The sequence below is a fragment of the Rubinisphaera italica genome (assembly GCF_007859715.1).
In the GTDB taxonomy this organism is placed as follows: Bacteria; Planctomycetota; Planctomycetia; order Planctomycetales; family Planctomycetaceae; genus Rubinisphaera; species Rubinisphaera italica.
This window is the reverse complement of record NZ_SJPG01000001.1, coordinates 2758600-2773298: the sequence shown is the minus strand read 5'-3', so window position 1 is coordinate 2773298 and position 14699 is coordinate 2758600. Positions and strand designations below refer to the sequence as shown.

9 protein-coding genes are annotated in these 14699 nt (G+C 49.1%); 4 read left to right on the top strand and 5 right to left on the bottom strand.

Translation table 11 applies throughout. The annotated features are described in order from the left end of the window. Positions 1-211 precede the first annotated feature (211 nt). Positions 212-2848, top strand: a complete 2637-nt coding sequence (gene mutS, locus Pan54_RS10505) for a DNA mismatch repair protein MutS (protein ID WP_390621947.1) — start codon at positions 212-214, stop codon at positions 2846-2848. Between the two features lie 7 nt (positions 2849-2855). Then, entirely contained in the window at positions 2856-3383 is a 528-nt protein-coding gene (locus Pan54_RS10500) for a CinA family protein (RefSeq protein WP_165441707.1), read from the top strand. Here the strand turns inward: Pan54_RS10500 and Pan54_RS10495 are convergent. Further along, positions 3346-4380, bottom strand: coding sequence for a threonine aldolase family protein (locus Pan54_RS10495; RefSeq protein WP_242631279.1), 1035 nt, complete (start codon positions 4378-4380; stop codon positions 3346-3348). The genes Pan54_RS10500 and Pan54_RS10495 overlap by 38 nt on opposite strands. 339 nt (positions 4381-4719) lie before the next feature. Here Pan54_RS10495 and hisD point away from each other — a divergent pair, with 339 nt between their 5' ends. Beyond that, positions 4720-6066, top strand: a complete 1347-nt coding sequence (gene hisD, locus Pan54_RS10490) for a histidinol dehydrogenase (protein ID WP_146506390.1) — start codon at positions 4720-4722, stop codon at positions 6064-6066. A gap of 43 nt (positions 6067-6109) precedes the next feature. Here hisD and Pan54_RS10485 read toward each other — a convergent pair whose 3' ends face one another. From Pan54_RS10485 to Pan54_RS10470, 4 genes are all read right to left on the bottom strand, one after another. Next, the gene (locus Pan54_RS10485) at positions 6110-6811 is read right to left on the bottom strand and encodes an ABC transporter ATP-binding protein (protein WP_146503438.1); all 702 of its coding nucleotides are present in this window, start codon (positions 6809-6811) and stop codon (positions 6110-6112) included. A gap of 117 nt (positions 6812-6928) precedes the next feature. Then, complete coding sequence (locus Pan54_RS10480; protein WP_165441706.1) at positions 6929-8665, bottom strand: efflux RND transporter periplasmic adaptor subunit; 1737 nt, start codon at positions 8663-8665, stop codon at positions 6929-6931. Continuing rightward, positions 8640-11621 (bottom strand): TolC family protein, encoded by a 2982-nt coding sequence (locus Pan54_RS10475; RefSeq protein WP_146503436.1) that lies wholly within the window; start codon positions 11619-11621, stop codon positions 8640-8642. Before Pan54_RS10475 ends, Pan54_RS10480 begins: the two co-directional genes overlap by 26 nt. 275 nt (positions 11622-11896) lie before the next feature. Then, a complete protein-coding gene (locus Pan54_RS10470) occupies positions 11897-13108 on the bottom strand; it encodes a Gfo/Idh/MocA family protein (protein ID WP_146503435.1) in 1212 nt (403 codons plus the stop codon). Between the two features lie 497 nt (positions 13109-13605). On the opposite strand from Pan54_RS10470, the gene Pan54_RS10465 reads away from it, so the two are divergent. After that, a complete protein-coding gene (locus Pan54_RS10465; protein WP_207310102.1) occupies positions 13606-14616 on the top strand; it encodes a hypothetical protein in 1011 nt (336 codons plus the stop codon). Positions 14617-14699: the final 83 nt, after the last annotated feature.

Sequence of the window (14699 nt, the reverse complement as noted above, 5' to 3'; positions counted from 1 at the left end):
TTCGGTCAGACGCTGCCAGAGAGTGACAATTTTCGGACAAACCTGATATGCTAAGCAGTTGAAATTAGGCGACCCGAATTAACAATCGAGAATGGACTTTCATCCCAAAATGGCGGATTCCAGCACCAAAATCAGTGATTCCAAAAGTGAATCCGAGACAAATAAAAAAGCTGATGAGAAAAAGAAAAAGCCAGCTCCCAAACTGACGCCGATGATGGAACGCTATCTTGAAGTCAAAAAGCAGCATCCAAATAGTCTGCTTTTGTTTCGAATGGGTGACTTCTACGAACTATTTTACGAAGATGCTGAAGTCGCTGCCAAAGTCTTAGGATTGACGCTTACAAGCCGGGATAAGGGATCTTCAAATCCGATAGGGATGGCTGGATTTCCTTATCATGCGCTCGACAATTATCTGCAAAAACTGATTCGAGCCGGTCACCGGGCTGCGATTTGTGAGCAGGTTGAAGATCCCAAGCAGGCCAAAGGACTTGTTAAACGTGAAGTCACCAGAGTCGTGACTCCGGGCACCTTAACCGAAGATTCACTGCTCGATCCCCGAACAAGTAATTTCCTGGTCTCGGTTTCAGTTCATAAAAAATCCGTCGGCTTAGCCTGGCTCGAACTTTCAACAGGCCGTTTTCAATTGACGACCTGCTCAACTTCCGATCTGGCCGATGAACTGGCTCGGTTATCACCCGCGGAGTTATTGATCCCCCAGGGGCTGGAAGATGATGGTGTCTTCGCAGAGTCCGCTTTAACATTGAACGAAACCGTACTGACAGAACGTCCGCCCTGGTCGTATGTGGCAGATACCTGTCTGGATCGGTTAAAAAAACATTTTCGTACGCAGTCGCTCGAAGGATTCGATGTTGAAGATTCTTCTCACGGTGTTGTCGCAGCGGGTGTGTTGCTCGAATATGTGCAGGAAACGCAGCGGACTTCGCTCGATCATATGACGCAGCTGGAGAATTATCGGTCTGAAAATACAGTCCATATTGACGAAGCGACTCGTAGAAGCCTGGAGTTAACCCAGACGCTGCGTGGCGGACATCGACACGGTTCGTTGCTGCAGGTGATCGATCAAACTGTCACGCCGATGGGAGCGAGGCTTCTGGCAGACTGGATTGCGAATCCTTTGACGGATCTCGAAGTGATTGTCTCTCGCGCCGATGCTGTTGAAGAATTGACACAAAACAGTGGATTGAATCGGGATATTCGATCGGAACTGGACGAAACTTACGATTTGCAACGCTTAGCGGCTCGCGTGGCGACCGGGCGATGTAATCCAAGAGATCTCGTCTGGCTGGCACGCACGCTCAAAATGTTGCCGAAGACAAAAGCTCTGCTGGCGGCTCGAAAATCGAATCGGTTGCAGGATCTCGAAAGCCGAATTGATTTATGTGAAGATGTCCGTGCAGCCATCGAGCCCTGTCTGGTTGATGAACCACCTCTCAATCTGACCGATGGCGATTTGATCCGTCCCGGCTTTAACGAACGACTCGATGAACTGCGCGAACTTTCTCGCGGAGGAAAAGAATGGATCGCTGCCTATCAGGCTCGTGAAATTGAGCGGACAGGAATCACGAACCTGAAAGTCGGTTTCAATAAAGTCTTTGGTTACTATCTCGAAGTGACTGCTGCACAACTCAATAAAGTTCCTGACGATTATCATCGTAAGCAGACGCTGAAAAATCAGGAACGGTATATCACTCCCGAACTCAAAGAGCATGAAGAGAAAGTGCTCACCGCCGATCAGCAATCGCTCGCACTTGAAGCGGAATTGTTTCATGAATTGCGGCAAATGGTCGGGCAACATCTGACAAGGCTCCAACAGACAGCTATAATTCTGGCCGAGCTGGATGTGCTGACCTGTTTTGCTCATACGGCTATGGAACACCGTTACTGCCGCCCGGAATTAACTCTGTCTCCCGTTCTCGATATTCGAGAAGGTCGGCATCCCGTTCTCGATCAGATGCTGCCCAGTGGTCAGTTTGTACCGAATGATGTTCTACTGGGCAATGATGTGGAGTCCACTGCGGTAGAGGGACAGACAGAAGCAGACACTCTACCTTCGCTCGATCACGGTCGCGTACAGGTGATTACTGGTCCGAACATGGCCGGTAAGAGTACGTATATTCGTCAGGCTGCTCTCATTACATTGATGGCTCAGACGGGATCTTTCGTTCCAGCCAGTGAAGCGAGAATCGGGATTGTCGATCGAATATTTGCTCGCGTTGGAGCCAGTGACGAGCTGAGCAAAGGTCAAAGCACATTCATGGTGGAAATGACTGAGACCGCTCGTATTCTCAACACAGCGACAGATCGTTCGCTTGTGATTCTCGATGAAATTGGTCGTGGGACCAGCACTTACGATGGACTTTCGCTGGCCTGGGCGATTACCGAGTATCTACACGACATCACCGGAGCCCGGACGATGTTTGCGACTCATTATCACGAGTTAACCGATCTTGCTGAGACGTTAAGCGGAATCCGTAACTGGAATGTCGCCGTGCACGAAAGTGATGGCGATGTCATCTTCCTGCACAAAATCGTACCCGGGTCAGCCGATAAAAGTTACGGGATCCACGTGGCTCGGCTGGCAGGAGTACCAGGGCAGGTTATTACCCGGGCGAATCAAATTCTGGATACCCTCGAAACAGAAAAAACGGATGAGCAGGGGAAGTCGACCATTCCTCCCCGTCAAACAGACAAGGCGACTCAGCGACAGCTCAACCTTTTCGAGCCGCCACCGCATCCAATTCTCGAAGAACTTAAACATCTTGATCTGGACAGTTTGACTCCGAAAGCGGCTCTGGATCGACTTTATGAACTTCGCAAGGGGTTGTAATCGATCCATGAATCCCATCGATAGAATTGCACATCAGGTTGCAGATGATTTACAAAGATTGAAACTGAACATCGTCTTTGCAGAAAGTTGTACATGCGGTTCACTCGCAGCGACACTGGGGAGAATCCCAGGCATCTCGAATAATTTGTGCGGCTCAGCCGTCACTTATCAGAATGAGACAAAGTCTAGTTGGTTGGGGATTCCGAATGAAATTCTTATTCAACCCGGTCCCGTCAGTGAAATTGTCGCTCGATTGATGGTTGAGGGAGTTCTCAAGACAACCCCACATGCCGGGATCGCTGTTTCCGTAACGGGCAATCTCGGTCCCTGTGACAAAGATGAGAAACTTGATGGAGTTGTCTATGTTGGGATCGGTTATCGAAATCCAGAACAGAGTATTGAAGTGAATCGTTTACTCTTACCGGATGAATACACACAACAGACAGAAGAACACACGTTAAGGCTCTGTCGTCTGGATGACTTACTGCAACAAATGTTTAAACTGCTGCTGCAATCGCTTGCTGAACGATCTTAGCGGCTTGTTCGGTCATTTCGGCATCGATATCTCGATGAAAAACGGCTCGTATTCTTTGTGGTCCGATGTCGTACATTTTCAGGCCCAGGGCAGCAAAACGATTCGCGATTTCTTCAGCCGTACCTAATTCCTCGCTGACTTTGATAAACACGATGTTTGTTTCCACTTCGTCCATAGGAACTGTCAGTCCTGGAACCTGGCTGATCTGTTCGGCGAATCGATACGCGTTTCGATGATCGTCTGCGAGTTGATCCTGATGATTTTCCAACGCATAGAGAGCTGCAGCGGCAACGATACCGGATTGTCTTAACGCTCCTCCAAATAATTTCCGGGCTCGTCTGGCTCGTTGAATGACGGCTTCATTGCCCACCAGCATTGACCCCATCGGACAGCCGAGTCCTTTCGAAAAGCAGATACTGACCGTATCGAAAAGCTCTGCAACTTGAGCAGGGGAATAATTCCGAGCTGTGCAGGCATTGAAGATTCGAGCACCATCAAGATGGCAAATCAAATCGTTGGATCGGCCCCATTCGGTGACTCGCTGTAATTGTTCCAGCGGATAGGCTCTTCCGCCACCGATGTTGGTCGTATTCTCCAGACACAAAACTTTCGATTGCGGAAAGTGTTGCTCAGGGGGGCGTTTACGTCCTTTCAGATGTTCCAAATCAAGCATGCCGCCAACTCCTTGTATGTACTGCACGCTCACTCCTGTTAAAGCAGCCGGGGCTCCGCCTTCGTAATTGGCAAGGTGCCCATGGCTTTCGATCAGGATTTCATCTCCCGGTCGACAATGCGCCCACAAAGCGGCTTGATTCGACTGTGTTCCCGAACAGCAAAACACGGCAGCTTGCTTCCCAAACAGTTCGCAGCAATATGCTTCGAGCCGATTAACGGTTGGATCCTCACCCACCATGTCGTCGCCAACTTCCGCATCAAACATCGCCTGTCGCATGGCGAGAGTTGGTTTTGTGAAGGTGTCGCTGCGTAAATCAATCATGATTTGACTCCAAAACGATATTATTTCTTTTTTACCACCAAGACACGAAGAGTTTTGTGAAAAGCAGAGTGACGATTAAAATAAGGGACGTTGTTAGTGGCCTAATTGAGTGGACTCTTTGTCACTTCGTACCTTGGTGGTCCAATATAAGTAATGGTGATATTTGAAAAATTGTAATCAGTTTTTTTTGATCTGCGAATTGATGAAATTTCAGCAAGAGATAGGATACGTTATTCAACCCGATTGAATAAGAGTTAAGCGAATTTCCATCTGCATAAAATCAATGCGGAATTGAACATATTAAGAGGTGCTGTTTTGTCTGAGTCTGTCAAAATCCCGATGATTCGTCTTTCTGATCCCGATGCGGAGCGACTCTTTGAAGAGTTGCGGGAGAAGTTGAGCCCGCAGGGAAATGTGGTTTCTGCAGCCGGACGACAACGAACGATTGAATTGTTCGGAGAACCGCTGACTCCTCAACAGGTTGTCGAACGCATTTGTGCAGAGGTGAAATCTGGCGGATTGAAAACCGTTCTCGAATATACGGCTAAGCTCGATCGCAAAGAAATTGAACCGGAATCTTTTCGAGTCTCGGCTGCAGAACTTGAAGAGGCTCATCAAAAAGCAGACCCGACATATCTGAAAACAATTCGACAGATTCGAGACAATATCCACGAATTTCAATCGGCGATTCTGAGCAGAGATGTAAAGGTAGTCCGAGATTTCGGTCAGGGCCGTGTGGAATTGCGGCAACGCTATTTGCCGATGAAACGGGTTGGTATTTGTGTGCCTGGCGGTGCAGCTGCGTATCCTTCGACATTATTAATGACAGCAGTGCCGGCTCAGACAGCTGGCGTACAGGAAATTGCAGTCGTCGCTCCTCCTACAGATTTCGGCAGCTATAACACCGATCTGCTCGCTGCCTGTCATGAATTGGGAGTCACCGAAGTCTATCGGGCAGGGGGGGCACAAGCGGTCGCGGCGATGGCTTACGGCGTCGAAGGTTTGCCGCAGGTCGATAAAATTGTCGGACCTGGAAATCTGTTTGTCGCACTGGCGAAACGGCTTGTCTTTGGAGAGGTCGATATCGACAGCATCGCCGGCCCAAGTGAAGTGATTGTATTAGCCGATGAATCCGCCGATCCTCGTTTCGTCGCCAGCGATTTGATTTCACAAGCCGAGCACAGCCCCGGCTCAGCCGTGCTGATCACCTGGCACGAACCGCTGCTCAAAGCCGTCCATGCCGAATTGGATCGACAATTGGGACTGCTCTCTCGCGGCGATTTAGCTCGGCAATCTCTGGAGGATTACAGTACGTTGATCCTGGCAGACTCAGCAGAGCAAGCCGCGATAACCACCGATCGTCTTGCCACAGAACACTTGCACATTTCGACAGCTGATCCCGAAGCGATGCTTAAGCAAGTGCAGAACGCCGGAGCAATTTTCCTGGGGCATTATACGCCAGTTGCTTTAGGAGATTATGTCGCAGGTCCTTCACACGTTCTTCCGACTGGCGGAACCGCTCGTTTTGCCAACGGTTTGTGTGCCAACGACTTCCTGAAACGCTCGTCCATCATCTCCTACGATAAAGCTGCTCTCCAGCACGACGCGGATAATGTCCGCCTGCTGGCTGACAAAGAAGGCCTGACCGCTCATCGTAATAGTGTTGATATTCGATTGCAGGATTGAGTCGCGGAATTAAACGTGAGTCCTGTTGAACTTTGCAAACAGTTCAGTGTCCTGGGAAAACGCCCTGGCCGGCGATGAGGCCGTCTTTCATGTAGATTTGAGTTTTAGTTTGCTGGGCAATTTCAGGTTCGTGGGTCACCATGATAATGGTACGACCTTCGGCATTGAGCTCTTTAAGAAGTTTCATGATTTCCTCACCGGTTGCCGAGTCGAGGTTTCCGGTCGGTTCATCAGCCATAATGATTTGAGGATCGTTAATCAGCGAACGGGCGATGGCCACGCGCTGCTGTTGTCCTCCGGAGAGCTGAAACGGTTTGTGATCGAGTCGATCTCCCAGACCGACACGGTCGGCGATGTAGGCAGCTCGAGCTTCGTCTTTTTCCGAGATATCCTCGCCGTTGGGCCGGTACTGCAGGGGCAGCAGGATGTTTTCCAGAACCGTATATTGTGGAATCAAATGGAAGGACTGGAAGATGAATCCAATCAGTTCGTTGCGGATGGCAGAGAGTTCGTCATCGTTGAGTGTGGCGACATCCTTACCGGCCAGCAGATAAGAACCTGAGGTGGGACGGTCGAGAGCACCCATCAGATTCAGCATTGTACTTTTACCACTTCCGGAAGATCCCATGATGGCGATGAAGTCACCTTCTGGGATATCCAGACTGACGCCCCGCAGGGCTTTCACGACGACATCACCTAAGTGGTAGTGCTTGGTCAAGTCGATGAGGCGGGCAGCATAAGCCATGGTAAAGTCAGGTTTCGTAGGTGATCTGCAGTCAGACAAGTGAAATGGATTTTCAGGTCCCCGAAGACATCGCTGGGCATTCCAGAAGTGAGCCTTTAAAATTCAGGCACGTTCGAATTACCGATTTCGCTTAGCGGCCACAGCTTTCCATTCGTCCAGGCTGAGTGAGCCATTGGAGTCAGAGTCGGCGGTGTCGAACATGGCCTGCATTGGTTCGGGCAATTCCGATTTGCTCAATGCCTCATCGCCATCTTTATCCATCCGTTGGAAAAAGGCAGCAGGGTCTCCACCACCAGGACCACCTGCAGGGCGATTGCCCTTAGGTTTATCAGCCCCCCCTTTTCGATCTGCTTTCGGTTTGGAGGACTCGGTTTGAACGTTTGCGGAATCGTCTTCCCCATTTTCGGCCAGTTCTGCGATGCGGACTTCTTCGAGTTGCGTGATTTCATCTGCAAACAAAGACCGTGGTGACATGATCACATTCTCACCCTGATTCACGCCTTCGAGGAGTTCGAGGTCGGTATCGTTGGAATTGGCCACTTTGATTTTTCGACGTTCGACCGATTTCCCTTTCACCACCCAGGCATAGTAATCGCGACCAACCTGAACAACAGCTTGTACGGGAATTTGTAATACGTTGTCACGATCATCCACCACAACCTCAAACTCAGCGGAGATTCCTGGACGAAGTAATCTCACCCGCTCAGGGGGATCTGTCAGATTGACAGCGATTTGATACTCTTTGATGTCTTGATTCGGAAAGGAGCCCGAAAGGGGAACCGAGGAAATTTGTGAAACAACGCCATTGAAGACTTCACCTGGTTGGGCATCGGCTCGAATGATGACTGGCAGACCTAAATCGAGTTTGCTGATCATCGATTCATGAATTCGGGCATCGATTTTCATTTTTGTCAGATCGGGAATTTTCAGCAGTGCCTGACGTTCGCGAACGGTTGCCCCTTCGTAAATTTCTGGTTCGGAGGAACCACCACGACGGGATCCACTGGAGGCGTTGGCGTAAACGATCTGGCCATCCTGCGGAGCTTTGAGGGTGCAAAACTCAATATGCTGAAGCCATTCGTTGTATTTTTCTTTTTCAACTTCAAGTGTCAGCAGAGCCGATTGATATTCAGCTTCCGCTTTCGAGAGTGCGGCACTGGCCTGACGTTTGACGCGGTCGAGTTCACGCACGAATTCTGTTGCGTCGGCTTCAAGTTCACGTATTGTCCGCTTAGAAGTGAAGTTTTCCAAAACGCGAAAATTTTCCTGTTCAACGCGTAATTCAATTTCGGCCTGAGTAACTGCGATTCGCTCTGCTTCCAGGTCGGACTGACTGCGGTATCCCTTTTTGGCGAGCCGTTTGGTGAACTCGTAGGATTCCCTTTTACGGGCGAGTTGTTCTTCCTTGAGGCGAATCTGTCCTGTAATTTTGTCGCGTTCCTGAGGCAACTCTCCTTCGATGTATTTGTTGTAATCAAGTTCCGCTAATTCGAGAGAGAGTTCGACGAAAGCAATGTCCGAAGTATTTTGTGTTTTTTGGATTTCGAGATTCTCTTTAGCAGTCGACAGTTTGGCTTCGGCCTGAGTGACATCAATTTCCTGCTGCCGGGCTTTTTCTTGAAGAGAAGAAGAATCCAGTTCGACAACGACGTCTCCCTCTTTCACAGAAACCCCTTCATCGACAATCGAGATGATGGTAGTCGATCCGGGAACCTCGCACGTGAGTGTTTCGTTACGCTGGCTATCGAGAAAACCTCGTTCGTTGATCGTTATCCGAAATTTACCGCGCGAGACCGGTTTCGTAATCACATTTGCAGGAAGTGAGGAACTACTCGGGAACCACGAACCGACCATGTTGTTCAGAGGCTGGTACCAGGGGGACTTTTCTGCCGGAGTCTGATTGGGAGATGCCGCCGAGTTCTCGGAAGAAGTCGGGTCCTCGGAGGTCTGAAACGCCCCCATCGCGTACATCGTCCCCGAAACCAGCACCAGGACTCCACCGCAAAGGATCAGCCACAAACGGCCGCTCTTCTTGCGAGGCTGGTGGTATTCCGGGAACGTCTGCGTGTTCGAATCCGACATCGGATCCCGATTCATTTTTTCCGGAGCTGTCGTTGCCATAATCGTTCGGTCCTGTGAGTTTAGTCTCACTCAGTGGCAGGAGGGTGAGGTCAATTTCACCTGCAGGTGTCAGTGGAGGGCAGAACTGGTTGGGTTCGATTCCGATACCGGAATCGATACCGGCGTCTTGGGAATCGTATAGCCGTTGGTAAAACGGATCAATCCACATGCCCTGTTCATCTATTTCCATAATTCCCATATCACGATAAATCGCAAGTCGCGATCGCTCGTAATTTGCCCAAATTAGGACAAGACGGTTTTGGGAATCGAGAATATTGTTAAGAGCATCAATCAGGTTTCGACCCCGAACCCCCGAGTTCGTGTTCCCACCCGGAGCATTCGATTCTTCAACAGCTTGATCATATTGTAACACATTGATACGTAAAGATTGACGTGCTGTTTCCAAATTTTGCTCTAAAACCTGCAAATCTCTCCATGAAGTCCGGATCTGGAGCTTCACATTATCCTCGAATTCCATGTAATCCCGTCGAGCTCTCTGATAATTAACCTGCGCCGCCCTGTATTGGTTTCGCTCTGCAACCTGATCTAATGGGGCAGTAAACTGAACTCCTACTCGGTGACTGCTGCTTTGTCCACTAAAGTCGAACGGTCTGCTCGTGCCAGGCTCTGTACGAATATCCCCTTCAACAACAACATCCACCGCGGATTTCAGTCGATTGGCAATCACATCAACCGTTCGGCGGGCATCCATCACACTACCACGTTGATTCATCAAATCGAGCCGATTTTCCAGAGCCAGCCCGATGGAATCATTCAGATTGAATTCGTAACGGTTGATATCGATCAATTCAGAACGCAATCCGACCTGGATCACCTGCATTCCTTGAGCTTTGACCAGGAGGTCTTCACGCAAATCCAGAGTTTCTTCGATGGCCTTTACGAGAGAATCCTGATCAGATTCCCCCTGTTCCAAATATTTACGAATTCGATCGAAGGAGCGAGAAAGAGCAGAGATCTCCCCCTTGAGGTTCACGAGTTGTTCAGCATCGCGAACCATTGTGCTTAGAATACGGTCGCGAGTTTCTTCATCTTTGATATTGGCTAGTCGTTCTGGTTTATTCTGCTGAACTTTCTCGGCATCGATATTCACCAGAGGAATACCTTCCTCAATTAGAATCTTATATAGTCTCTCGAGTTCAGTCAGTGCCAGCTTCGTTTGCTCAAGATCCGGGGCTTGGTTATCAAGCAGGCCAATGATAGCGATCGAGGCTTCAATTTCGCCAAGAAGTCGTTCAAAGAGCGGGGCGATCAATTCGAATTGTTCGAGACCGGAATCGTCTATTGTCATTTCGAAATCGGGTGGCAAGCCGAGTTGAATTTTATAGGAATCCAGGCTTTCCTGATATCGCTGACGTGATGTCAGCAAGTTGATGCGGGAACTGGCCAGGCGAGATTCAATCTGAATGACATCAAATGGCGTGACTTCACTGCGAAGATATTGAACGAGTTCTCGTGCAGTTTTGAGAAACAGTTCGTCGTCACTCAAAGATGTTAATTCCTGTGCCTGTTCAGCCGACATTGCTCCCGACCAAACCAGTTCTTTTTGGATTTCGTCAAACCGGACTTTATCAGCCAGAGAATCAGGAATCACAAGCTCAACAGGCAAGGTTTCGAGTTCAGCTCCAAGGTTTCCTGGAGGAGCCCCGGCATTAACACGGAGTTCGATGACCTGTCGTTCCAACTGGCTGATGTTGTATTCCTGATTGCGAATACTTTGCATCTGTGTGAGCAGTCCCAGATAGCCACCGCCAACGGTATCGACGAACAATGATTTCCGAAATCGAGCCAAGTCTCGTACGGAGTACAGCACATCTCGTTCGGCTTGCGTTAAACCTTCAAGGGCAATTTTACGTCCGGCGTTTAGCAGCAAAGGCTGCACGAGTCGGTACGAAAGGATACTGGCTGAGTTTGTACCGGCATTAGGACCTGAAAAAATCCATAAGGTATTATTGGCCAGTTCCATCGCCCATTGACCGCCTGTCGGCAAGAGTTGACTCACGCCAAATCGGGAATTATTTCGCAGCGAATCCTGCACACCCGGTACATTCTCATAAGTTAAACCGCTTCCCGGTTCACCTCCACCGATTCCAAGATAACGAACCTGAAAGCGAAAACGTTCCAGCGTGAGTGCCAATGCCGCCAGATAAGTTTGCTCCAGTTGGAACTGATATTCCCGACCATTCAGGTAACTCAGTTCGACGGCATCGAGGATTGTCAAATTCTCGATTTTGGGCAGGGGGCAGATGTATTCGCCCGTTGCTTCATCGACCATTTCCGGTGTGAATTCGAAATTTGCCAGCCAGATGGGATTTTCGACGCTAAGAGCACGTCCATACTTATGCCAGCCTTTGTAGCCGGGAATGCCGTCAGGTCTTTGCATGTCGGCAGCCGCAGCCGGATCATCCGGTGGCATGGCTTCATGGTCGGGTGGATAGGGATCGAAAAAGCGACTCCGGGGATCGGGCGTGAGAATCTTTCGCGGATTGTCCCAGCGCGGATCGGATTCCTTTTCGTCCAGAATTCGGTAAGTATCCTTGTCTGCCTGTTTTCGCCAGAACTGTTGCGAGCAGCCAGAAAATGTAAGGATCAGTGTAATTGCTATGAATACGGATTCTCCACGAAAGAATCGCTGAGTCTTCCTGCTCTCTGTTATTAGAGTCTGATCCATCAGACGCGTACCTGTTCCATTCAGAAGCCGTGCGATTGAAGGGAAACTCCAAGGCTAATCCGTGCCTCTCCCTACAGATCAGTTTCGGCATAGGAACAATCATTAGATCAGACAGAACTGTTTCATCCGACATCCTCAACCTATCCCCCCTGAATTAACACTTCGGGTTCAAAGTCGTGTACGGTTCGCAAACCGGCATAACTGTACAACCCAGTCTGGCTCATTATTCTATGCTTGAATCGAAGCTTGAAAGCTCCTTGCATTCCAGAGATAAGTTAATTCATGAGCGTCAATGGGTTCACTCGCACTTCCAGGGGGAATGAAATGGTTCGTCCATTCTGACGGTGAGACTCAAAAACAGCAGAAATCATTTCGACAGTCTGGGCTGCTTCTTTAGCACTGCAAAGAGGATCGCGATCTTCCTCGATGGCCGATATCAAGTCTTCACAGGGAACCTGATGATGTTGAACCCCGGAAACATGCTTGGGATTCGGCTCCGGGAGATCTGCTCCGGCCGAACTGATCTTCAACCAGGGTTTCCCATTTTGAGAGGGTGCGAACGGATTGCCAGGAATCAGATGAGCAAAGTCGGTTTCATCGCAGCGAAGTTCAATTATGCCTTTTGATCCAATCAATTGCAGGCCGAACCCGTGGCTGCCAATGCCTCCGTTTGCAATCGATTCAAAATATCCAACGACTCCTGAATCAAACAGGTATCGTACATGAAGTTCGTTTCCTGCGATGGGACCAATTGCTTCTGGTCCGTCATGCACATCCTGCTTCGTAACGAGATGACCATCCTGCTGCATAACCGCAGAACAAGATTTCGGAGCACCTCCAAAATAAGTCATCAAATTTAAGACGTGCGAACCGAGAACCCACAAATCTTCTGCGCCGCCACGGGGATCGCATTTCCCTCGTCCTCGAATCTCAAGCAACTTGCCGATCTCGTCAGCTGCAATGAGCCGATCAATCGTCTGTAATTCACTGCGATATCGATTCCGATGCGCGACTGCTATTTTTACGTTGTGTTTCTTCGCTGCGGCCAGTACTTCGTCTACTTCTTTGAGCGTTCGGACGAAAGGCTTTTCGACATAAATTCCTTTCGCTCCCCCTTCAATAGCCGCAATGATCATTGCATGATGCTGATCAGGGTGACACGGACAGACCGCCACAATCTCAGGACGAACTTTCTGCAGCATCTCGTGGTAGTCGATAAAGCCTGCTTTGGCATCGAGTTTCAGTTTGGACACCTCCCGCTGTAATCCTTCCTCATTGGCATCCGCGACCGCAACGATTTCTGTTCGATCAACATCATGCCAGACCGTATCCAATCCATGCCCAAAATTCCCCCGCCCGGTATGCCCAATCACACCGACTCGATAAACTTTAGCATCGACATTTGCATCCAGAGCCTGCAATCCCCAGTTCGTAATAACACCCCAGGCGAGCCCAAAACTTCCGAGTGTAAATTGACGTCGTTGCATAGCGATAATTCCTGATTCTTATTGATAATTGAATTTCAAAATACAGCCGTAAGACATTCTGTAATGTTGGACAACAAGTTCATTCCAGTGGAAAAGGTAATCATAATCCATCATCAGAACTGAAAAAATTAAGTGCATGACTGTGCTAAGGATTCATTTCTGCACACTAACTGTGCGATTTGGCACACTCATTCAAACTAAACTGTGACAAATCGTCATAATCGCTTTAGTCTAACATAGAATATCGGCATATTCCTTATGCAGAGTATTTCAGGGAATGCCAGAACAACTCAGCACACCGATAGTTCAGGTAATTGAGGAGTTACCGGACTAGACCATTTTCAAATGGATACTGCAGTCGCATGACTGCATTAAACGGCAATAAAAAGCTGTGTTTGTTCCTGCCATACGCTGCAGTTCATTTTTGAATATGCTCCAGGAATTCCCCTCAATTAGACTGAACATCGTTAATTCTGTTGATTTGGGGAGTGTGATCAATGCGCAGGGTCAGTTTTATTTTTTGCAGCTGGCTATTGAGCCTGTCTGTTGCACCTGTCGAGGCAGGTCTGTTTGACAATGTCTTTCAAAACACTTCGGATTGCTGCATAGACAGTTGCTGTGATGACACCAGTTACTGGGACGAATGTGTGGATTCCTGTTGTGATGATGGCTGCTGCGGCTGCGGTGGTGATGACCTGTTATTGGGGATTTTTGCGTCAAGTGACCATTGCTTTGATGACTTCATCAGCCCAATGACGAATCCGGTCTTCTTCGAGGATCCTCGAACACTGACCGAATTGCGTCCGATATACATTCACCATGTTGTTCCGCAAGGAGTGGGTGGTGGAGAAATCAATTTGATGGCCGTTCAAATTCGTGCCGCCCTGACCGATCGTCTTTCACTGGTTGCCGCCAAAGACGGCTATTTGACGTCGTCCAATGCCGTCATCGATGATGGTTGGGCTGATGTCGCTTTGGGGCTGAAATATACAGTGTTGCGGGATACCTGCTCCGGCAAACTACTCAGTGTGGGTGCTTCTTATGAAATGCCCGTTGGGTCTCATACGGCTGCTCAGGGAAATGGCGATGGAGAATTTCATCTGTATGCCACAGGCGGAACCCGAATCGGCGACAACATGCACTATCTGGCTGCAGCTGGTCTTCGCCTCCCAGCCGATGCTGCCGATGAAAGCAAATCGATGTATTTGTCTCAGCATCTCGATTATATGGTCAGCAAGAAATTCTACCTGTTGACTGAAATGAACTGGTTCAGTTGGTTCCAGGGTGGGAATCGAGGCGTTCCTGGTCTCCCCTCCGTCGAAGGACTGGATTTCTTCAACCTTGGGGCTCCAGATGTCGCAGGCAACAACATCGTGACTATGGCTTGGGGTGCCAAGTACAAACCAACCTGTAATCAGGAAATTGGTCTGGCTTATGAAATTCCAATCAGCAGTCGAAACGATGTTATCAGCAATCGTCTGACCATCGATTACATCGTCCGCTACTAATTTTTGAGAAACCTTGTCCGAACCGGACGAGTATTGCATTGGGGCAAATAAAAACCACGGAGGAATTCCTCCGTGGTTTTTTA

What these genes read in the sequence shown, in the direction of transcription:
- mutS (WP_390621947.1), top strand. Translation starts at nt 212, where the DNA reads ATGATGGAACGCTATCTTGAAGTCAAAAAGCAGCATCCAAATAGTCTG.
- Pan54_RS10500 (WP_165441707.1), top strand. Translation starts at nt 2,856, where the DNA reads ATGAATCCCATCGATAGAATTGCACATCAGGTTGCAGATGATTTACAA.
- Pan54_RS10495 (WP_242631279.1), bottom strand. Translation starts at nt 4,380, where the DNA reads ATGATTGATTTACGCAGCGACACCTTCACAAAACCAACTCTCGCCATG.
- hisD (WP_146506390.1), top strand. Translation starts at nt 4,720, where the DNA reads ATGATTCGTCTTTCTGATCCCGATGCGGAGCGACTCTTTGAAGAGTTG.
- Pan54_RS10485 (WP_146503438.1), bottom strand. Translation starts at nt 6,811, where the DNA reads ATGGCTTATGCTGCCCGCCTCATCGACTTGACCAAGCACTACCACTTA.
- Pan54_RS10480 (WP_165441706.1), bottom strand. Translation starts at nt 8,665, where the DNA reads ATGGTCGGTTCGTGGTTCCCGAGTAGTTCCTCACTTCCTGCAAATGTG.
- Pan54_RS10475 (WP_146503436.1), bottom strand. Translation starts at nt 11,621, where the DNA reads ATGGATCAGACTCTAATAACAGAGAGCAGGAAGACTCAGCGATTCTTT.
- Pan54_RS10470 (WP_146503435.1), bottom strand. Translation starts at nt 13,108, where the DNA reads ATGCAACGACGTCAATTTACACTCGGAAGTTTTGGGCTCGCCTGGGGT.
- Pan54_RS10465 (WP_207310102.1), top strand. Translation starts at nt 13,606, where the DNA reads ATGCGCAGGGTCAGTTTTATTTTTTGCAGCTGGCTATTGAGCCTGTCT.